The sequence below is a fragment of the Nonomuraea zeae genome, from assembly GCF_005889725.1.
GTDB lineage: Bacteria > Actinomycetota > Actinomycetes > Streptosporangiales > Streptosporangiaceae > Nonomuraea > Nonomuraea zeae.
Genome location: NZ_VCKX01000021.1, coordinates 43273 through 61203, shown reverse-complemented (window position 1 = coordinate 61203; position 17931 = coordinate 43273). Strand labels below are relative to the sequence as shown.

Annotated in this window: 15 protein-coding genes; 11 read left to right on the top strand and 4 right to left on the bottom strand. The window is 72.8% G+C overall.

The genetic code is table 11. The features are described from left to right. The first annotated feature begins 26 nt into the window (after positions 1 to 26). From ETD85_RS09790 to ETD85_RS09775, 4 genes are all read left to right on the top strand, one after another. Positions 27 to 2831, top strand: coding sequence for an AAA family ATPase (locus tag ETD85_RS09790; protein WP_170246606.1), 2805 nt, complete (start codon positions 27 to 29; stop codon positions 2829 to 2831). Between the two features lie 83 nt (positions 2832 to 2914). Beyond that, on the top strand, positions 2915 to 4678 hold the full coding sequence (locus tag ETD85_RS09785; RefSeq protein ID WP_138689307.1) for a DJ-1/PfpI family protein: 1764 nt from the start codon (positions 2915 to 2917) through the stop codon (positions 4676 to 4678). Positions 4679 to 4952: 274 nt separating this feature from the next. Next, positions 4953 to 5966 carry an iron-containing redox enzyme family protein gene (locus ETD85_RS09780; protein WP_138689306.1) on the top strand — a complete coding sequence of 338 codons (1014 nt, stop codon included), beginning with the start codon at positions 4953 to 4955 and terminating at the stop codon, positions 5964 to 5966. Then, positions 5966 to 6931, top strand: coding sequence for a glycosyltransferase family 2 protein (locus tag ETD85_RS09775; protein WP_138689305.1), 966 nt, complete (start codon positions 5966 to 5968; stop codon positions 6929 to 6931). The genes ETD85_RS09780 and ETD85_RS09775 overlap by 1 nt, the downstream gene beginning before the upstream one ends. On the opposite strand, the gene ETD85_RS65610 is transcribed toward ETD85_RS09775, so the two are convergent. The 3 genes from ETD85_RS65610 to ETD85_RS09755 all read right to left on the bottom strand — a co-directional run bounded on the left by ETD85_RS65610 (position 6928) and on the right by ETD85_RS09755 (position 10225). Then, positions 6928 to 7143, bottom strand: a complete 216-nt coding sequence (locus ETD85_RS65610) for a CDGSH iron-sulfur domain-containing protein (protein ID WP_138689304.1) — start codon at positions 7141 to 7143, stop codon at positions 6928 to 6930. The two genes, ETD85_RS09775 and ETD85_RS65610, sit on opposite strands and share 4 nt — an antisense overlap. A 67-nt stretch (positions 7144 to 7210) precedes the next feature. Beyond that, the gene (locus ETD85_RS09765) at positions 7211 to 8122 is read right to left on the bottom strand and encodes a cation diffusion facilitator family transporter (protein ID WP_138689303.1); all 912 of its coding nucleotides are present in this window, start codon (positions 8120 to 8122) and stop codon (positions 7211 to 7213) included. A gap of 579 nt (positions 8123 to 8701) precedes the next feature. Then, positions 8702 to 10225, bottom strand: a complete 1524-nt coding sequence (locus tag ETD85_RS09755) for a serine/threonine protein kinase (protein WP_138689302.1) — start codon at positions 10223 to 10225, stop codon at positions 8702 to 8704. A 159-nt stretch (positions 10226 to 10384) separates the two neighbouring features. Between ETD85_RS09755 and ETD85_RS09750 the strand changes: the two genes are divergently transcribed. After that, entirely contained in the window at positions 10385 to 11044 is a 660-nt protein-coding gene (locus tag ETD85_RS09750) for an HNH endonuclease family protein (RefSeq protein ID WP_138689301.1), read from the top strand. A gap of 71 nt (positions 11045 to 11115) precedes the next feature. After that, complete coding sequence (locus ETD85_RS09745; RefSeq protein WP_138689300.1) at positions 11116 to 12249, top strand: amidohydrolase family protein; 1134 nt, start codon at positions 11116 to 11118, stop codon at positions 12247 to 12249. Between the two features lie 191 nt (positions 12250 to 12440). Here ETD85_RS09745 and ETD85_RS09740 read toward each other — a convergent pair whose 3' ends face one another. Further along, entirely contained in the window at positions 12441 to 13007 is a 567-nt protein-coding gene (locus tag ETD85_RS09740; protein ID WP_170246605.1) for a TetR/AcrR family transcriptional regulator, read from the bottom strand. A gap of 83 nt (positions 13008 to 13090) precedes the next feature. Here ETD85_RS09740 and ETD85_RS09735 point away from each other — a divergent pair, with 83 nt between their 5' ends. From ETD85_RS09735 to ETD85_RS09715, 5 genes are all read left to right on the top strand, one after another. Then, positions 13091 to 13480, top strand: a complete 390-nt coding sequence (locus ETD85_RS09735) for a pyridoxamine 5'-phosphate oxidase family protein (protein ID WP_138689299.1) — start codon at positions 13091 to 13093, stop codon at positions 13478 to 13480. A gap of 11 nt (positions 13481 to 13491) precedes the next feature. Further along, entirely contained in the window at positions 13492 to 14349 is an 858-nt protein-coding gene (locus ETD85_RS09730) for a haloalkane dehalogenase (protein ID WP_138689298.1), read from the top strand. A 188-nt stretch (positions 14350 to 14537) separates the two neighbouring features. Beyond that, positions 14538 to 14927: an ATP-binding protein gene (locus ETD85_RS09725; protein WP_170246604.1), complete on the top strand. Its 390-nt coding sequence runs from the start codon at positions 14538 to 14540 to the stop codon at positions 14925 to 14927. A 317-nt stretch (positions 14928 to 15244) separates the two neighbouring features. Further along, positions 15245 to 16498 (top strand): pectate lyase, encoded by a 1254-nt coding sequence (locus ETD85_RS09720; RefSeq protein ID WP_240779058.1) that lies wholly within the window; start codon positions 15245 to 15247, stop codon positions 16496 to 16498. A gap of 236 nt (positions 16499 to 16734) precedes the next feature. Continuing rightward, entirely contained in the window at positions 16735 to 17922 is a 1188-nt protein-coding gene (locus ETD85_RS09715; protein WP_138689295.1) for an aminotransferase class I/II-fold pyridoxal phosphate-dependent enzyme, read from the top strand. The last annotated feature ends 9 nt before the right edge of the window (positions 17923 to 17931 follow it).

Genomic DNA, 17931 nt, shown 5'->3' with positions numbered 1-17931 from the left:
GTTCTGGTGCTTTCTATGCTCGGCGTGTGCTGGGGAGAGACGACGAGATCGAGCTGCTTGAGTCGTTGCTGCGGCACGCCGCCGAGGGGCACGGCGGCGGGGTCGTCCTCCACGGCGAGCCGGGGATCGGCAAGACCGCGCTGCTGTCGTACGCCGCCGAGCACGCCACCGGCTTCCAGGTGCTCCGCGCGGTGGGCGTCGCGCCGGAGGCCGATCTCGCCTACGCGACGCTGCACCAGCTCCTCCTGCCCGCGCTCGGCTCGGTCGACGACCTGCCCGGCCCGCAGGCGCAGGCGCTGCACATCCTGTTCGGGCGGGCCCATGGCGCCGCGCCCGACCCGTTCCTGGTGGCGCTGTCGGCCCTGTCACTGCTGTCGCTGCTGGCCGAGGAGCGGCCGGTGCTGTGCGTCGTCGACGACGCACACTGGGCGGACCAGCCGACGCTGAAGACCCTGGCGTTCGTGGCCCGCCGGCTCGGCGACGAGCCCATCGCGCTGGCGCTGGCGGCCCGCGCCGACGAGGGACACGCGACCGACCTGCCCGGCCTGCGGCGCGTCCCGCTGATGGGGCTCAACGAGGAGGCGGCCACGGCGCTGCTCGACCAGCGGGCCGAGAAAAAGGCCGAGAAAAAGGCCGGGGAAAAGGCCGGGGAGGGGGCCGGCGAGCGGCGGCTGAGCGACGGCGAGCGGCGGCACCTGCTGGCCGCGACCGGCGGGAACCCCCTGGCCCTGCTCGAACTCGCCGGCAAGGAGATCCCGCCGGAGGGCACGCGGGAGCCGCCGGCCATGACCGACGAGCTGCAGCGGTCGTTCCTGACCAGGATCGGCGCGCGGCACGCCGAGTCGCTGCCGCTGCTGCAGCTGATCGCCGCGGACGGCTCGGGCAGCGTCGAGACCATCGAGAAGGCGGCCGGGGCCCTGCGGGTCGCCAGCGGCCCGCTGCACCGAGCCGAGCTCGACGAGCTGCTGACCTACGACGGGACGCGGCTGGTGTTCCGGCATCCGCTGATCCGTTCCGCGATCTACCACAGCGCCACGGCGGACCGGCGCGCCGCGATCCACCGCGCTCTGGCCGCCGCCCTGGACGCCCCCGACGACCAGCACCGCCGGGCCTGGCACCTCGGCCAGGCCGCCGTCGGCCACGACGAGCAGGCCGCCGAGCAGCTCGAACGCTCGGCCGAGCAGGCGGCGCTGCGCGGCGGCCCGGCCGCGGCGATGGCGGCGCTGTCGCGGGCGGCCGAGCTCACCGCCGACGGTCCGCGCAGGGGACGGCGGTTGTGGGCGGCCGCGCTGGCCGCCGTGCAAGGGGGGTTCACCTCCGTGGCGGGCACGCTGCTGGACCGGGCCGGGCGGGAGCCGCAGCTGGCGGAGCCGGACCGGATCGCGCTGGCCGCGGTGCGTGCCATCGTGGCCGAGTTCGCCGGCTCGCCCGAGGACGCGATGGACCTGATCCAGCCGTGGATCCCGCGGGCGCTGCGGCTCGACCGGCACCTGTTCACCCCCACCGTCGCGATGTACGCCGACCTCGGCCTGCGCACCAACCGGCCGCGGGCCTGGTCCGACCTCGCCGGCTGGCTCGACGAGGTCGCCCTGTCGCCGGACGACCCGGCGGACGCGGTGCTGCGGCTGCTGCACGCCGCCAGCCTGGCCCGCACCGGCCGCGATCCGGAGGGCAAGGGGCTGGACGCTCTGGGGCCGGCGGGGAGTGACCTGGTCGTGGCCGGGGCGTCCGCCGAGCCGGTCACGATGACGCTGGCCGGCGGGATCGCCCGCGGGCTCGGCGCGTACGAGCTGAGCAGGCGCCTGTACCGCGACGCCGGGCAGCGGGCCCGTACCGGCGGGTCGCTCGGCGCGCTCGCCTGGATCCTCGAGTACCAGGCCGCCGACGAGATCGCCCGCGGCCGGCTCGGCCTGGCGGAGTCCCACGCCGAGGAGGGCTGCCAGTTCGCCGACGAGGCGGGCCAGCCGAACACGGCCTGCCGCAACCGGGGGCTGCTGGCCCTGTGCGCGGCCCTCCGCGGCCGGCCGGAAGCCGCCGGGCTGGCCACCGGCGTGCTGGCCGAGGCGAGCGGGCGCCGGCTGGCCGACGCGACGGCGTACGCCAGGCGCGCGCTCGGGCTCATCGACCTGGTCGCGGGCCGGCACCTTGAGGCCGCCCGGCATTTCGCGGCGATCGGCGACTGGGCCGCGGACCCCCCTCCCGACCTGGCCATGGCCGTCGTGCCCGACCTCGTCGAGGCCCTGGTCCGGGCCGGCGAGCGCGACCGGGCCGCGGCGGCCACGGCCCGATACGCCCGCTGGACCGAGCACGTCGCGGCGCCGGAGCCGGGCGCGCTCGCCGCCCGCTGCCGGGCGCTGACCTGCGCGGACGGCTCCGCGGCCGAGCACTACGCGGAGAGCCTGCGCCTGCACGCCGAGTCCGACTCCCCGCTGGAGCACGCCAGGACCGAGCTGCTGCTCGGCGAGCAGCTGCGCCGCGACCGGCGGCGGTCCCAGGCGCAGCGGCACCTGCGCGCGGCGGCGGAGGACTTCCGCCGCGTCGGCGCGCTCGCCTGGGCCGATCGAGCGCTGGGCGAGCTGCGGGCCACCGGGGAGTCGGCGCGCACCCCGGAGACGCGTGCCACCGAGGCCGGCGCGCTGGGCACGCTCACCCCGCAGGAGCTGCGCATCACGCTGGCCGTCGGCGAGGGGCTGACCAACAGGGAGATCGCCGCGCAGCTGTTCCTCAGCCCGCGCACCGTGGACTACCACCTGCGCAAGGTCTTCCAGAAGGCCGGCATCACCTCGCGGGCCGAGCTCATGCGGATGGTCCTGGCCGACGTGCCGGCCTGAGGACCGGCGAGTTCACTGATTCGGCGGGCGGCCCGCCCTTCCTAGCGTTGGCGCATCACGACATTCCACGTTAGGAGCCCGAAATGACGATCCACGAGCCCCGTACGAGCAGGGGCCGCCTGGCCGGCCGATTCCTCTGGCACTACGCCGAGATGGTCGTCGCGATGCTGCTCGGCATGCTGCTGCTCGGCCTGCTGTGGGACGCGGTCCTGCCGGAGATCACCAGGACCGACGTCAGCACCCTGGTGATGGCCGCCGACATGACCATCGGCATGGCCGTCTGGATGCGGGTACGCCGCCACGGCTGGCCGGGCATCGCCGAGATGAGCCTGGCGATGTTCGCGCCGTTCCTCATCCTGCTCGTCCCCTACTGGCTCGGCGTCTTACCGGGTCACCTGTTGATGTCGATCGGGCACGTGCTGATGTTCGTCCTCATGGCGCTGGCGATGCTGCGGCGGCGCTCGGAGTACACCCATCCGCTGCCCCGGCTGCGCGTCCGGCCGAAGTGGGCCTGGCGGGCGGGCGTCGTGCTGATCGCGCTGCTGGTCCCGGGCGTGGTCTCCGCGGTGAACACGATCGGCAAGTTCGGTGACCTGTACACGGCGCCCGCGGCCGCGGCGGGCACCGCACCGGTGTCGAAGACCGGCTCCCACGATCCGGCCAAGCCCACGGTGGCGCTGCTGACCAGCGGCAGCGGCACCAACGTGGCCGACCTGCTCGGTCCGTACGAGGTGCTGGCCGGCACCGGCCTGATCAACGTCTACACCGTCTCCTCCGGCGCCCAGCTGGTGCCCTTGACCGGCGGCCTGGACCTGGTGCCCGACCTGACCTTCGACGAGCTGGGCCGGCTGCTGAGCGAGCGGCGCGACACCCTCGACGCCGTGATGATCCCGGCGCTGCACGAGCCGGGCCCGGCGGAGCTGGGCTCGATCACCGGCTGGCTGCGGCGGCAGTCGGCGGCCGGGGCGCTGGTCATGAGCGTCTGCAACGGGGCCCGCACGTTCGCGGCGAGCGGGCTGCTGGACGGCAGGACCGCGACCTCCCACTGGCTGCGGCTGTCCGGGCTGCGCGCGGACTTCGGCAAGGTCGGCTGGGTGAGCGGCCGGCGCTACGTCGACGACGGGAACGTGATCACCACCGCCGGCGTGCTGTCCGGAGTCGAGGGCGGCCTGCGGCTCATCGAGCGGCTGATCGGCACGGACGCGGCCCGCGAGGCGGCCGGCCGGGTCCACTGGCGCCACTACGTCCCCGGCGGCTCCACCCGGATCCCCGAGAACTCCCTGGAGCCGGGTGACGCGGTCGTCGCGCTCAACGCCTCCTACCAGCCCGGCCCCTCCGCCATCGGCGTGCAGGTCGGCGATGGCGTCGGCGAGATAGAGCTGGCCTCGGCGTTCATCTCCTACACCGAGCAGGCCATGGTGGGCCGCACCGTCGCGGTCGGCGACGGCCCGGTCCGCTCCAGGAACGGCCTGACGTTCGTGCCCCGCTCCACGCTCGCGGCGGCCGCGGACGACCTCGACCGCCTGCTCGTGCCCGGACTGGAGGCGGCGCGACGGCACAGCCTGGGCACCGGGCCGAGCGCGGCCACCGGAGGGCTGCGGCCCGAGTACCTCCACACCGGTACGGAGTTCGCCTTCGATCCGGTGCTGCGCGACATCGCCCGTACCTACGACGTGCGCACCGCGCAATGGACCGCCAAGACGCTGGAATATCCGGTGTTCGACATCGAGCTGACCGGCAGCGCCTGGCCGTGGCCGGCGACCGCCATCCCCGTGGTGCTGGCGCTGCTGGCCGGCGGCGCGGCCGTCGCCGCCGGCATCGTCTTCCGCCGGCTGCGAACGGCCTAGCCTGCCGGGCTCGCGCGTGCAAGCGGACGGCGTCGCCGCCCGCTTGCACGACTGCAACCAGACGGAAGCGGGCCGTGACCTTTACGCTGCGCCGCGCCCTGGCACCGTTTGGGCGCCTCCCCCACGGGCACCTGATACCGGCGAGCTGGGGGAACGGGGGGCACACGGTGCGCGATTCCAATGCCACGGCCTGCGGTGGGCACATCACCGCGGGTCTCGACGCGACGGCTCACAGCGGATGCGTCACCAGGGCGCGCGATCCCCGGGAGGGCTGATGAGGCTCCCTGCCGCCCGCGGCCCCATCACCGCCGCCCTCTTCGACCGGCTCAGCGGCCCGCCCGCGGACATCCCTCCGCCACCCGTGCCCCTCGGCGGGCTCGCGCTGGCGGACGACGATCTCCAGCTCGCGCTCTTCGCCTGTTACGAGCTGCACTACCGGGGCTTCGACGACGTGGACGACCGCTGGGAGTGGCAGCCCGCGCTGCTGACCGCCCGCGCGACGCTCGAACGCCGCCTGGAGGACGCGCTGGCACGTACGGTGCCCCGGCCGGCCGCCGTGCCGCCGGGGAGAATGCGCGGCGCGCTGGCCGAGCTCGCCGCCGCCGAGGAGGAGACGGGCCCGTCGCTGTCGGCGTACCTGCAGCGTGAGAGCACCCTGGAGCAGTTCCGCGAGTTCGTCGTGCACCGGTCGATCTACCACCTCAAGGAGGCCGACCCGCACACCTGGACGATCCCGCGCCTGCACGGCGGCCCCAAGGCTGCCCTGGTCGAGATCCAGGCCGACGAGTACGGCGGCGGCCGGCCGGAGCGGATCCACGCGGAGCTGTTCCGGGCCACGATGACCGGCCTCGGCCTGGACGACTCCTACGGCGCCTACCTCGGCCGGGTGCCCGCGATCACCCTGGCCATCTCCAACACCATGTCGCTCTTCGGGCTGCACCGCCGCCTGCGCGGCGCATCGGCCGGGCACCTGGCGGCTCTGGAGCTGACCTCGTCCCAGCCCAACCGCCGCTACGCCATGGCGCTACGCCGGCTCGGCGGCGACTCCGCCGCCACGTGCTTCTACGAGGAGCACGTGCAGGCCGACGCCGTGCACGAGCAGATCGCCGCGCACGACCTGTGCGCCGGGCTCGCCGCGCAGGACCCGTCGCTGAGCGGCGACATCCTGTACGGCGCCGCCTGCGCCCTGGCGCTCGAACGGCGCTGGGCCGAGCACGTCATGACCCGCTGGCAGCGCGGCACCACCTCGCTGGAGGACGACCTGGTGGCAGGGATGAGCCCGGCCTGATGGAGCTCGACTACGTGCTGCCGCTGCGCTGGGCGGACGATTCGGGCATCGAGGAGCTGACCTCGTACCTGCGCCGGCTGGCCCGCCACGCCCGCGTCATCGTGGTCGACGGCAGCGACGCCGAGCTGTTCGCCGGGCACGCCCGCCGGTGGCGCGGCCTGGTGACCCACGTACGCCCCGCCGCGGACCTCGGCCACGCCAACGGCAAGGTCGCCGGCGTGACCACCGGGCTGCGGCTGGCCCGCGCCGAACACGTCGTGATCGCCGACGACGACGTCCGCTACGACGCCCGCACACTGGGCGCGGTCCACCGGCTGCTCGACCGCGCCGACCTGGTCAGGCCGCAGAACTACTTCAGCCCGCTGCCCTGGCACGCCCGCTGGGACACCGCCCGCACGCTGCTCAACCGCAGCCTCGGCGCGGACTATCCCGGCACGTTCGGCATCCGCCGCTCCTTCTTCGAGCGGATGGGCGGCTACGACGGCGACGTCCTGTTCGAGAACCTGGAGCTCATCCGCACGGTCCGCGCGCACGGCGGCACCGAGTGCCGTCCGCCCGGCCTCTACGTCCGGCGGCTGCCGCCTGACCCGTCGCGGTTCTGGTCGCAGCGGATCCGGCAGGCCTACGACGATCTGGCTCAGCCTGCCCGGCTGGCGCTCTTCCTGGCGGTGTTGCCCGCCGCGGCCGCCGGGCTGCTGCGCCGCAAGGTGGGCCTGGTGGCGGCCGGAGCCGGGCTGGCGGCGGGCGTGTCGGTCGGGCTGGCCGAGGCCGGCCGGCGCCGGGCGGGAGGCTGCCGGGTGTTCCCGTGGAGCGCGTCCCTGTTCGCACCGGTCTGGGTTCTGGAGCGGGCCGCGTGCAGCTGGCTCGCCGTGGCCGCCGCGCTGCGCGGTGGCGTGCCGTACGCGGGAGCCCGGCTGAGGCTGGCCGCCCACTCGATGCGATGGCTACGGCGGCATTACGGCTAGAGCGGCGGATCGGGGCGGGTGCCGGCGCGGAAGCCGATCGCCTTGTGCGAGCCGTCGCAGAACGGCTTGGACGAGGAGCGGCCGCAGCGGCAGAGCGCCACCGTGGCGCGCCCGGGAGCGATCGTCTGCCCGTCCTGGGTCACCAGCTCGAAGCGGCCCCTGACCAGCAGCGGACCGTCCTCGCAGAGCGTCACCGTCACCGATTCGTCCATCGCCTGCTTCTGCCCCGGGCGCAACAGCGGAAACAACCGCCGGCCGTCCCGGCACGTCGGTTGAGCGTCATTCGGGCGGGGTGGGCTGGAGGTAGACCGACGACGCGATCGGCACCCGCTGCCGGATCTCCCGCTCCGTCCGGGCCAGCGCCTCGGCCGCGTCGCCGTCCGCTGACTGCGCCGCCGGCATCATCACCCGGGCGGCCACCAGCAGGTCCTCCGGCCCGAGATGCAACGTGCGCAGCTGCGTGAACCCGCCGATCGACGGATCTTTGTCCAGGACGTCCCTGATCGCGTCCTGGACGGAGGGCGCGGCGGCCTCTCCGATGATCATGCTCTTGGTCTCCTTGGCCAGCGTCACGGCCACGGCCACCAGCAGCACCCCGATGGCCAGCGACCCGATGCCGTCGAAGGCGGCGTTGCCCGTGAGCACCGCCGCCGTCACACCGGCCAGCGCGAAGCCCAGCCCGGCCAGCGCCGCCGTGTCCTCCAGCAGCACCACGGGCAGCTCAGGCGCCTTGGCCTCGCGGATGTACCTGGCCCACGACCGCCGCCCGCGTACGCGATCGGCGTTGCGCACGGCGGTCCTGAGCGAAAGACCTTCCATGACGATGGCCACCACCAGCACCCCGACCGCCCATGGCCAGCTCTTCAGCGGATGCGGGTGGGCGATCTTCTCGTATCCCTCGTACAACGCGAACAACCCGCCGCCGAAGAACAGCACCACCGACACGAGAAAGCCGTAGAAATACCGCTCGCTCCCGTACCCGAAGGGGTGGTCCTTGCTCGGCTGCTTCCTGGCCCGCCTGCGGCCGAGCATCAGCAGCCCCTGGTTCCCGGAGTCGGCGACCGAGTGGATGCCCTCCGCCAGCATGGCCGAGGACCCGGTGAAGAAGAACGCCACGAACTTGGTCGCGGCGATCCCCACATTCGCGGCCAATGCCGCGAGTGTCGCCTCCTGTGATCCGTCGCCGCTCACGCCGCCTCCCCGCGTACACCGATGAAAGGGTGCCTTTACCCTGCGGAAGCGGAAGTATCAGCTTTTCTGCCGCGCACCCCGGCGATACCGGGTCGTAGCCCCGGCCGGCGAAAAGCCCTGGCGACCGCGCGGCGACTGACGCGAAGATCGGTTCGAGCGCGCGCACTGCCGCATGCGGGGAGGATTTCGCCTTGAGTCACACCATCCGTGAGTACCGGCCTCCGGACGAGATCTCGTGGCTGCGCTGCCGGGTCCTGTCCTTCCTCGGCACCGCGTATTTCGATGACGTCGTGAAGAGCAAGCCCGTGATCCCCTCCCCAGGCGTCGAACTGGTCGCGACCGACGAGGATGGGACCCTCACCGGCATCATCGACGTCACCGTCAAAGGCGAACTGGCCACCATCGACACCATCGCGGTGCATCACCCGGCCGGGCCGTCGGCGCGCGGTGGCCGGGGTTACGGCCGGTGGCGGCCTTCCTGCATGGCGAGGTGCAGGACGAGCTGGAGATGCGCGAACAGTTCGCCCGCGTGCATGTCTGCCGGCGTTTCACGTCGGAGCTCTGAGCCGCGGCCGGCGATCAGGAGTCGCGGGAGAGCTTGCCCGCGTAGGTGACCTCAACCGTGCCCTCACGGGTCACCTCGATGGCGATCTGGTTGGGGTCGGCGGACTGGACGATCCGCAGCGTGCCCGGATAGCACGCCTCTCCCTTGACCTGGTCCAGCGTGAACTCCAGGGCGTGCTTCGCCGGCCCGAGACGCCCCGAGCAGTGCAGGTCGGCGCCCCATCGCATGAGGGACGCACCCTCGGGGTGCAGGCGCAGCTCCACCGGGAAGACCCGCTTGGCCGTGGGGTGCTCGGCCGATCCCGCCCAGGTGCCGTCCATGCTCGGCACCGGTGTCCGCTCCGCAGGCGAAGGCTGAACGGTGGCCTGCCCGGTCGCCGGCAACGCCCGCTCGGGCTGCTGGGCACCGTACGGCCACAGGATGAACGCGGTGACGCCCACGGCGACGGTGGCCAGCGCGACCCCCGCGTGCCAGGACCGCAATCGCCGCACGACGCGAGCCGCCCCGGCAGGCGCGGTCGCGTGCTCGGACCGGCCGATCTCGTTCTCCGTCGGCGAGGTCGGGGCCTCCGCCGCCCCCGCGCCCTGGTCCCTCGTCGGCGCGGTCGCCGCGCGGAGGCCGGCTTCCCTGGCCGCGCGCAGGTCCGTGGTCGGCGGCAGGTCGGGCTGCGGGCTCCCCTTCGCCGCCCGTACCCCGGTGCTCAGCACGTCGTCCGCCCCGGCGCCCGGATCCAGACCGGGGTCCTGGCCGAGCAGCCGGCGCAGGACCTCCTCGGCGTCCGGCCGGTCGCCCGGCTCGTGGGCCAGGCAGGCGTCCACGATCTCCCGCAGCCGCCCCGACAGCCCGCTCAGGTCCGGCTTGCCGTACAGGATCCTGGCCAGGATCTCCTGGTAGGTGTCCCCTATGTACGCGTGCCTGCCGGTGGCCGTGTACGCGACGGTCAGCGCCCAGGCCCACAGGTCGGAGGGCGCCCCGGCGGACTCTCCATGGATGCGCTCGGGCGCGAGGTAGGCCGGGGTGCCGATGGGGAAGCGGGTGGTGGTGGCCGCGGCGTCCATCAGGCGCGACACCCCGAAGTCGATCACCCGGGGCCCGTCGAGGCTGAGCAGGACGTTGCCCGGCTTGAAGTCGCGGTGGATGACGCCGGCCCGGTGGATCGCGCCCAGGGCGGTGGCGGTGCCGATGGCGAGCCGGTCGAGCGACCCGCCGAGGCGCGGCCCCTTGGCGATCACGTGCTCGCCGAGCGAGGGGCCGTCGACGTACTCGCTGACCAGGTATGGACGGTCACCGTCGAGGTCGGCGTCGAGGAGCTGAGCGGTGCAGAAGGCCGCCACCCTGCGCACGGCGTCGGCCTCGCCCAGGAACCTGCGCCGCACGTCGGGATCGCCGGAGAGGCTGGCGTGCAGCAGCTTGACGGCCACCTGCGCCCCGCCTGGCGAGGAGGCGAGGAAGACCACGCCCTGACCGCCCTGGCCGAGCCTGCGCGAGAGCCGGTACTCCCCCAGCGTCACGGGGTCATCAGCGCGAAGCTCCGACATGGGTCGCCATTATTCCAGTGAAGCGCTGACGCCCCACATAACCATCGAATACCGACCGTCCCGAAAAACACCCCGGCGACCAGGGGACAGTCTTGCCTCACCCTCCCGTCCACCGAGTATTCCTGCCGCCGACCGTCAATCGCTGGTAAGGGTGGAGCCATGATCCTCCTGAGGCGGACGGTCCACGCCGCGACGCTGGCGCTACTGGTCATCCCGATCACCGCGGCCATCACCCCGCACGCGGCGGCCGACGTACGCAAGCGGCCGAAGGCCGACTCCGGCACGTCGGCCCGTCGCATGCTGGCCCAGCTCGAAGTAGCCAAGCCGCTGTCCATCCGCGGCTACAGCCATCGGCGCTTCCAGCCGCGCTGGGCCCACCACCGGGGCACCTGCGACGCCCGCGAGGTGGTCCTGGCCCGCGACGGGCACCGGGTCCGCAAGAACGCGGCCTGCCACCCGGTCAAGGGGACCTGGTACAGCCCGTACGACGGCAAACGGCTGAAGAGCGAGCGGCTGGTCGACGTGGACCACGTGGTGCCGCTCGCCTACGCCTGGCGTTCGGGGGCCAGCAGGTGGAGCCAGGCGCGACGGCGCGCGTTCGCCAACGACCTGACCAGGCCCGAGCTGATCACGGTCAGCCACTCGGCCAACCTCGCCAAGGGTGGCCAGGGCCCGCAGAGCTGGCGTCCGCAGCGCCGCGGCCACTGGTGCCGGTACGCGGCCTCCTGGATCACCGTCAAACACCACTACCGGCTCTTCGTGACCAAGAGCGAGAAACGGGCGCTGCTCAACATGCTCCGCACCTGCGGGGGCCGCTGACCGCCGCCGGCGACGACACTTGAGTAGGCCATACTCAGGCGGATCCGGCACAACGCCGTCATCGTGGCCACATGCTCGCCATCCGCGCTCGCCGCCTCTTCGACGGCCGGGAGCTCCAGCACGACCGCGTGGTGCTCGTCGAGGGCGGCCGGGTCTCCGCCGTCGTCCCCGCCTCCGGCGGCGACCGGCCCGGCACCGTCGACCTGGGCGACGCCACGCTGCTGCCCGGCCTGATCGACTGCCACGTACACCTGGCCTTCGACGCGAGCCCCGACGCGGTGGCCGGGCTGGAGCCCCCGGGGCTGGTCGACAGGATGCGCGCCGCCGCCAGGCAGCACCTCGCCGCCGGTGTGACCACGGTCCGCGACCTGGGCGACCGCGACTACCTGGCGCTCCGGCTCGGGCTGGGGCACGACGGGCCTGAGGTGCTGGCCTCCGGGCCGCCGATCACCACGCCCAAGGGCCACTGCTGGTTCCTCGGCGGCGAGGCGGCCGGCGAGGAGGCGGTGCGCGCGGCCGTACGCGAGCGGGCCAGGCGCGGCGCCCACGTGGTCAAGATGATGGTGACGGGCGGCGAGCTGACCCCGGGCACGCACGCGCACCTGCTCCAGTACGGTCCGGGCGAGCTGGCGGCGGCCGCCGATGAGGCCCACGCCCACGGGCTGCCCATCGCCGGGCACGCCCACAGCGCTGAGGGGATCAGGCACGCGCTGGAGGCCGGGTTCGACTCGATCGAGCACTGCACGTTCTTCACCGAGGATTCGGTGGCGGTGGACCACGGGCTGGTCGAGCGCCTGGCGGCGGCCGGCGTCGTCGTCTCGCTCACCGCCGGGATCAGGCCGGCTCCCGGGCCCCTGCCGCCGGCGATCGCCCGCCGCCTGCCCCTCATGCGCGAGACGCTGCGCACCCTGCGCGCCGCGGGAGTGACGTACGTGATCGGCAGCGACGCGGGGATCGGGCCGCCCAAGCCGCACGGCGTGCTTCCCTACGGCATGGAGATGCTGGTGGAGGCCGGGTACGCCCCCATCGACGTGCTGCGCGCCGTCACCTCGGTCGCGGCCCGCGCCTGCCGGCTGGACGGGCGCAAGGGCTCGGTCGCGCCCGGGTTCGACGCCGACCTGGTGGCGGTGGAGGGCGACCCGCTGGCGGACATGAGCGCCGTGCGGCGGCCGGTGGCGGTCTACCGCATGGGCGAGCGCGTCTGAGCGCTCACCAGAGCCAGTTCACGAGGACGGTCAGCAGGATCGACAGCACGACCGAGATCACGATCATCATCAGGCACCCGGCCCAGCCACCGAGCGGCCGGACCTCCCAGTCACCGAAGCGCATGACCTGCGGATACCCGCCGCCGCACCGCACAAGCGTGAGCGGCCTCTCCCGGGTGCCCCGCGCGCGCTCAGGCCAGCGAGTCGATCCAGCGTTCGAGCCTGCGCCCTTCCGTCTCCATGAGGGCGGGGTCGCGGAACGTGTTCGTCAGCAGGGAGATGCCCTGGTAGGCGGCCATCAGGGCGACCGCGAGCTCGCGCGCGTCCGCGCGCCCCATGGCCTGGAACTGCCGCTCCACCCAGTCGATCAGCGCGCCCATGACCTTGGCGACCGCCCGGTCCAGGCCGTCGTCGCGCTTGTCGAGCTCGGAGGCCAGGGTCCCGGTGGGGCAGCCGTACTGGGCGGTCAGGTCGCGTTGCCCGATCCAGCCGTGCAGCAGGGCCTTGAGCCGCTCCTGCGGGGTGCCGAGCTGCTCCAAGGCGCCGATCATGGACTCCAGCTCCCGGCCGTGGGCGTCGATGGCCGCCTCGATGAGCTGGTCCTTGGTCTTGAAGTAGTAATAGACGTTGCCCACGGGAACGTCGGCCGCCCGCGCGATGTCCGCGAGCGTGGTCTTCTCGACGCCCTGCTCGTGGAGCACCCGCACGGCGGCGCCGGTCAGCCGCTCCCGCTTTCCCAGCCGCGTTGAGTCAGTCACCTGACTAACTATAGACAGATCCCTCCGGTGGCCGCTATCGTCCTTCAAGTCAGTCAGCTAACTAACTAACTCGGGGAGGCCACATGACCACCGGCCGAGCAGGCACGGCGCGGGCCTTTCTGGCCGAGCCGCGCGTGGCCACGCTGACCACGTTGCGGCGCGACGGCTCGCCGCACGTCGTGGCCGTGCGCTTCACCTGGGACGAAGCCGCGGGGCTGGCGCGCGTACTGACCGTCGGCACGTCCCGCAAGGCGCGCAACCTGGCGGCCGGCGGCGGTCGCGCGGCCCTCTGCCAGGTCGACGGATTCCGCTGGGTCACCCTCGAAGGCGCCGCCACGGTGTCCGGCGACCCCAGGCGCGTGGCCGAGGCCGCCCGCCGCTACGCCAAGCGTTACGCGTCCCCGCCGCCCGATCCGCCCGGCCGGGTCGTGATCGAGATCGCGGTGGACCACATCATGCAACTCAACGTCTGAACGGAACCGACATGCCCATCCAGCACGTACTCGACTCCACGATGTCCTACCGGGAGGCCGGCGCGGGCGCGCCGATCGTCTTCCTGCACGGCAATCCGACCTCCTCCTACCTGTGGCGGAACGTCATGCCCGCCGCCGGGCCCGGCCGCCACCTGGCTCCCGACCTGATCGGCATGGGCGAGTCGGGCAAGCCCGCGATCGGCTACACCTTCGACGACCACGCCCGCTATCTGGACGCCTGGTTCGACGCGCTCGGCCTCGACGACGTGGTGCTCGTCGGCCACGACTGGGGCGGCGCGCTCGCCTTCGACTGGGCCGCCCGCCATCCCGGCCGGGTGCGGGGCGTCGCCTTCACCGAGGCCATCGTCAAGCCGATGAGCTGGGAGGAGTTCCCGGAAGGCGGCCGGGAGCTGTTCCAGGCGATCAAGACGGATGGGGTCGGGGAGTCCATGATCCTCGACGACAACGTCTTCCTCCACCAGGGCCTGCCCAGCACCGTCGCCACCCCGCTCACCGAGGAGGACATGGCGGCGTATCTGCGGCCGTATCCGACAAGGGAGAGCCGGCTGCCGCTGCTGCGCTGGCCGCGCTCGATGCCGCTGGGCGGCGAGCCCGCCGACGTCGTGGCCAGGATCGAGGCGTTCGGCGAGTGGGCGGCCACCAGCGTGGAGGTGCCGAAGCTGCTGATCGGCTTCCAGCCGGGCCCCGGCTCGATGTGGCGGCCGGAGACCGTCGCCTGGTGCGCGGCGAACATGGCGTCCCTGGAGATCGCGCAGCACGACGCGGCGGCCGGGCACCACACGCCCGAGGATCAGCCGCTGGCCATCGCCGGCTCCGTCCGGGACTGGATCGCGAAGCACCGCGGCTAGTACTTCAGGGGGGCCTGCGTCGCAGGCTCCCCTGGCGTCCCTTCGGTCACAGCAGCACCCGCGGGGACACGCAAGAGCAACAATCTTCTCCGTGCCGGATTCCCAAGAGTGAACGCGAGAGATTATCGTGTGATTGGGAGCGCTCCCAATCGAGAGATGAGATGCACATGCCCCTCCATCCGGCCCCCTTGACCACTGCGCCGATCCGTACGGTGGAGTGCCTGCTGCCCTCGGTGCCGGCTGTTGTCGGCGAGGCGCGTTCCCTGGTCCGCGCGAAGCTGATCGACTGGGGTCTCGACCGGAGCCTCGACGACTGCCTGCTCATCGTCAGCGAGCTGGTCACCAACGCCGTCCGGCACGGCGGCTCCGCCTACGCGCTGCGCCTGGAGCACCGCGAGGACCGGCTGTACGGCGAGGTCTTCGACCCGGGCGACGGCCGGCCGCGCGCATGCCTGCCGGACCTCGACGCGCTGTCGGGACGCGGGCTGCAGATCGTGGCGGCGATCGCCGACGACTGGGGAGTGGCTGCGGCGGACGGCGGCAAGATCGTGTGGTTCTCGGTAAGGGTCGATCAATAGGCCCCGGTGCCCCGGCATGAAACTTTCATCACTCGAAGCGCTTCTCACCGCGATTCCCCGCTCGGCATGACCTCGGGATATCCAGGAACCCCTGCAACACGCAACGCGGATGCGCACTCCGTTTGCAGCGGATGACCATCGAGACTTCACTCGCGAATCTGGCTGTGCTTGACTCACCCCATCCGGGAAAGCGCTTACCCAACAAGTCGGTCCAGCTCTTTGTGCGGCTCTCGAAAGGGGCCCGGCTTTCCCCGGCCCGCGCCAGGACGGGCCCGGCTCGGCACTCACCTGACTCACCTGCGAATTGGAGTTTCGACGTGCGCGAAAAGGAACGTTTCGGCCGGAGGCTGGCAATCGTGCTGGCCGCGGGCCTCATCACGACCGGAGGGCTGGTGGCCGTGCTCAACACGCCCGCGTCGGCCGCCCCATCCAACGGGAACTACACGCTGGTCAACGCCGGCAGCGGGCTGTGCGCGGCCGTACCGGGACAGAGCACCAGTGACGGCGTGCAGCTCGTGCAGAACGCGTGCGCCGGCCAGGTCTTCACGCTCACCGCCTCCGGGAGCAACTTCCAGCTCAAGGCCCAGCACAGCGGCAAGTGCCTGGGCGTGCGCGACGCCTCCACCTCGGCGGGCAAAGCGGTCCAGCAGGAGACCTGCACCGGAGCGGCCTCGCAGACCTGGCAGCTGACCGTCTCCGGCTCCAACTACCGGGTGGTCAACGCCAACGGCGGCAAGTGCCTCAACGTCAAGGACAACTCCACCGCGTCCGGCGCGCTCCTGCAGCAGAACTCGTGCGACTCGGCGGCCACCAAGCAGTGGACGCTGCGGCCCGCCGACGGTTCCACGCCCAGCCCCGACCCCACCCCGACGGTCACCCCGACCAGCGGGGGCGGCGACGGCAGCGGCTCGTGGCCGAGCGCCACCGGCAGCGTCCACATCACCTCGACCCAGGTGCTCGGGAGCTTCTTCGACGGCGGCCTGAAGAGCTACTACGGCATCGGCGACGGCGGCCAGAGCGAGAGCCAGGACCCGATGTTCGAGGTGCCGAACGGCGGCACGATCCAGAACGTCATCATCGACGCTCCGGCCGGCGACGGCATCCACTGCCTGGGCTCGTGCACCATCCGCAACGTGTGGTGGAACGACGTCGGCGAGGACGCCGCCACGTTCATGAGCTCCAGCTCCTCGGCCACCTACCTGGTCGACGGCGGCGGCGCCAAGTCCGGCTCCGACAAGGTCTTCCAGCACAACGGCGCCGGCACGGTGACCATCAAGAACTTCCAGGTGCACAGCTCCGGCAAGCTCTACCGCGCCTGCGGCAACTGCTCCAGCTCCTACCAGCGCCACGTCGTGATGAACGGCGTGACCGCCCGCTCCACCAAGGTGCTGGCCGGGATCAACACCAACTGGGGCGACACCGCCCGCTTCAGCCGGATCACCATCTACGGCAGCGCCACCGTCTGCGAGAAGTACAAGGGCGTGCCCAAGGGCAGCGAGCCCACCAAGATCGGTGAAGGCGCCGACGGCGTGAACTGCATCTACTCCTCCTCCGACATCACCTACAAGTAGCGGACCGGCACGGCCCGGCTCCGGGACCGGGCCGTGCCCCGCTCCGGACCCGGTGGCGCGGCAGCACCCGCTGCCGCGCCACCCGCGTCCCACCCGGCCGGTGTGATCCACTCGCCGGGCGGGCCGGTCGCGCGGGCGAGCTCGCGCTCGACGCCGGGTCGCTCCCCAGCGCGGCAGACTCTCTGGCAAGGGGGCCCCGCAGCGCCCTCCCACGAGTCAGAGAGGGCAGTGACGCGATGCTCGACGTGTTCGACAGGTGCCGGCTCCACGACGACTTCCAGCCCGTCGCCGACCTGGGTGCCTATCCCTATTACCGGGCGGTCCAGGACCGGCTCCCGACGGGTGAGGTGATCATCGACGGGCGGGTGCTCGTCACCGCCGGATCCAACGACTACCTCGGCCTCTCCGCCGACCCCCGGCTGAAGGAGGCGGCCTGCCGGGCCACGCTCCGGCTGGGCACCGGCACCGCCGGCTCGCGCCTGGTCAACGGGTCCTTATCGCTGCACGAGGAGCTGGAGACCCGGCTCGCGGCGTTTCTCGGGCAGGAGGCGGCCATGGTCACCTCGACCGGCTTCCTGGCCAACATGGCCCTCGGCGCGCTGGCCGGCCCGCGCGACACCGTGCTCGCCGACCTCCTCATCCACGCCTCCCTCATCGACTCCGTCCGGGCCGGTGGCGCCCGCCTGCGCCGCTACCGGCACAACGACATGGACCACCTGGGACGGCTGCTGGACGCCTGCGATCCCGCCGCCGCCGGGCTGATCGTCAGCGAGGGCATGTTCTCCACCACCGGTACGCTCTGCGACCTGCCCGGGATCGCCAAGCTGGCCCGGCGGCACGGCGTACGCGTGGTGCTGGACGGCGCCCACGACGTCGGGCTGCTGGGCGCGGGCGGGCGCGGGGCGGCCGAGCACTATGGCCTGGAGTCCGCGGTGGACCTGCACACCGTGGCGTTCTCCAAGTGCTTCGGCACCACCGGCGGCGCCGTGGCCGGGCCCGAGCAGATCATCCTCTACCTGCGGCACCACGCGCGCTCGATGGTCTTCTCCGCCGCGCTGTCCCCGGCCTGCACCGCCGCCGCGCTGGCGGCGCTCGACGTCATCGAGACCGAGCCTGAGCGCCGTCACCGCGCGCTGGCCGCCGCCGCGCGCCTGCGCGCCGACCTGAGCGGCCTGGGTTTTCAGACGGGTACGTCGGAGACCCCGATCATCCCCGTCCACGCCGGCGACATAGTGCTGTGCTGCCGCCTGTGGGCCGAGCTGTTCCACGAGGGCGTCTTCACCACGGCGATGGTGCCGCCGAGCGTCCCCGAAGGCCGGGCCCTGATCCGCGTCAGCACCACGGCCCTGCACACCGACGCCCAGCTGGACCGGATCGCCACCGCCTTCGCCGCCGCCGGCCGCCGGCTCGGGCTGATCCCCTGACCGGCCGCC

What these genes read in the sequence shown, in the direction of transcription:
- ETD85_RS09785 (WP_138689307.1), top strand. Translation starts at nt 2,915, where the DNA reads ATGACGATCCACGAGCCCCGTACGAGCAGGGGCCGCCTGGCCGGCCGA.
- ETD85_RS09780 (WP_138689306.1), top strand. Translation starts at nt 4,953, where the DNA reads ATGAGGCTCCCTGCCGCCCGCGGCCCCATCACCGCCGCCCTCTTCGAC.
- ETD85_RS09775 (WP_138689305.1), top strand. Translation starts at nt 5,966, where the DNA reads ATGGAGCTCGACTACGTGCTGCCGCTGCGCTGGGCGGACGATTCGGGC.
- ETD85_RS65610 (WP_138689304.1), bottom strand. Translation starts at nt 7,143, where the DNA reads ATGGACGAATCGGTGACGGTGACGCTCTGCGAGGACGGTCCGCTGCTG.
- ETD85_RS09755 (WP_138689302.1), bottom strand. Translation starts at nt 10,225, where the DNA reads ATGTCGGAGCTTCGCGCTGATGACCCCGTGACGCTGGGGGAGTACCGG.
- ETD85_RS09750 (WP_138689301.1), top strand. Translation starts at nt 10,385, where the DNA reads ATGATCCTCCTGAGGCGGACGGTCCACGCCGCGACGCTGGCGCTACTG.
- ETD85_RS09745 (WP_138689300.1), top strand. Translation starts at nt 11,116, where the DNA reads ATGCTCGCCATCCGCGCTCGCCGCCTCTTCGACGGCCGGGAGCTCCAG.
- ETD85_RS09735 (WP_138689299.1), top strand. Translation starts at nt 13,091, where the DNA reads ATGACCACCGGCCGAGCAGGCACGGCGCGGGCCTTTCTGGCCGAGCCG.
- ETD85_RS09730 (WP_138689298.1), top strand. Translation starts at nt 13,492, where the DNA reads ATGCCCATCCAGCACGTACTCGACTCCACGATGTCCTACCGGGAGGCC.
- ETD85_RS09715 (WP_138689295.1), top strand. Translation starts at nt 16,735, where the DNA reads ATGCTCGACGTGTTCGACAGGTGCCGGCTCCACGACGACTTCCAGCCC.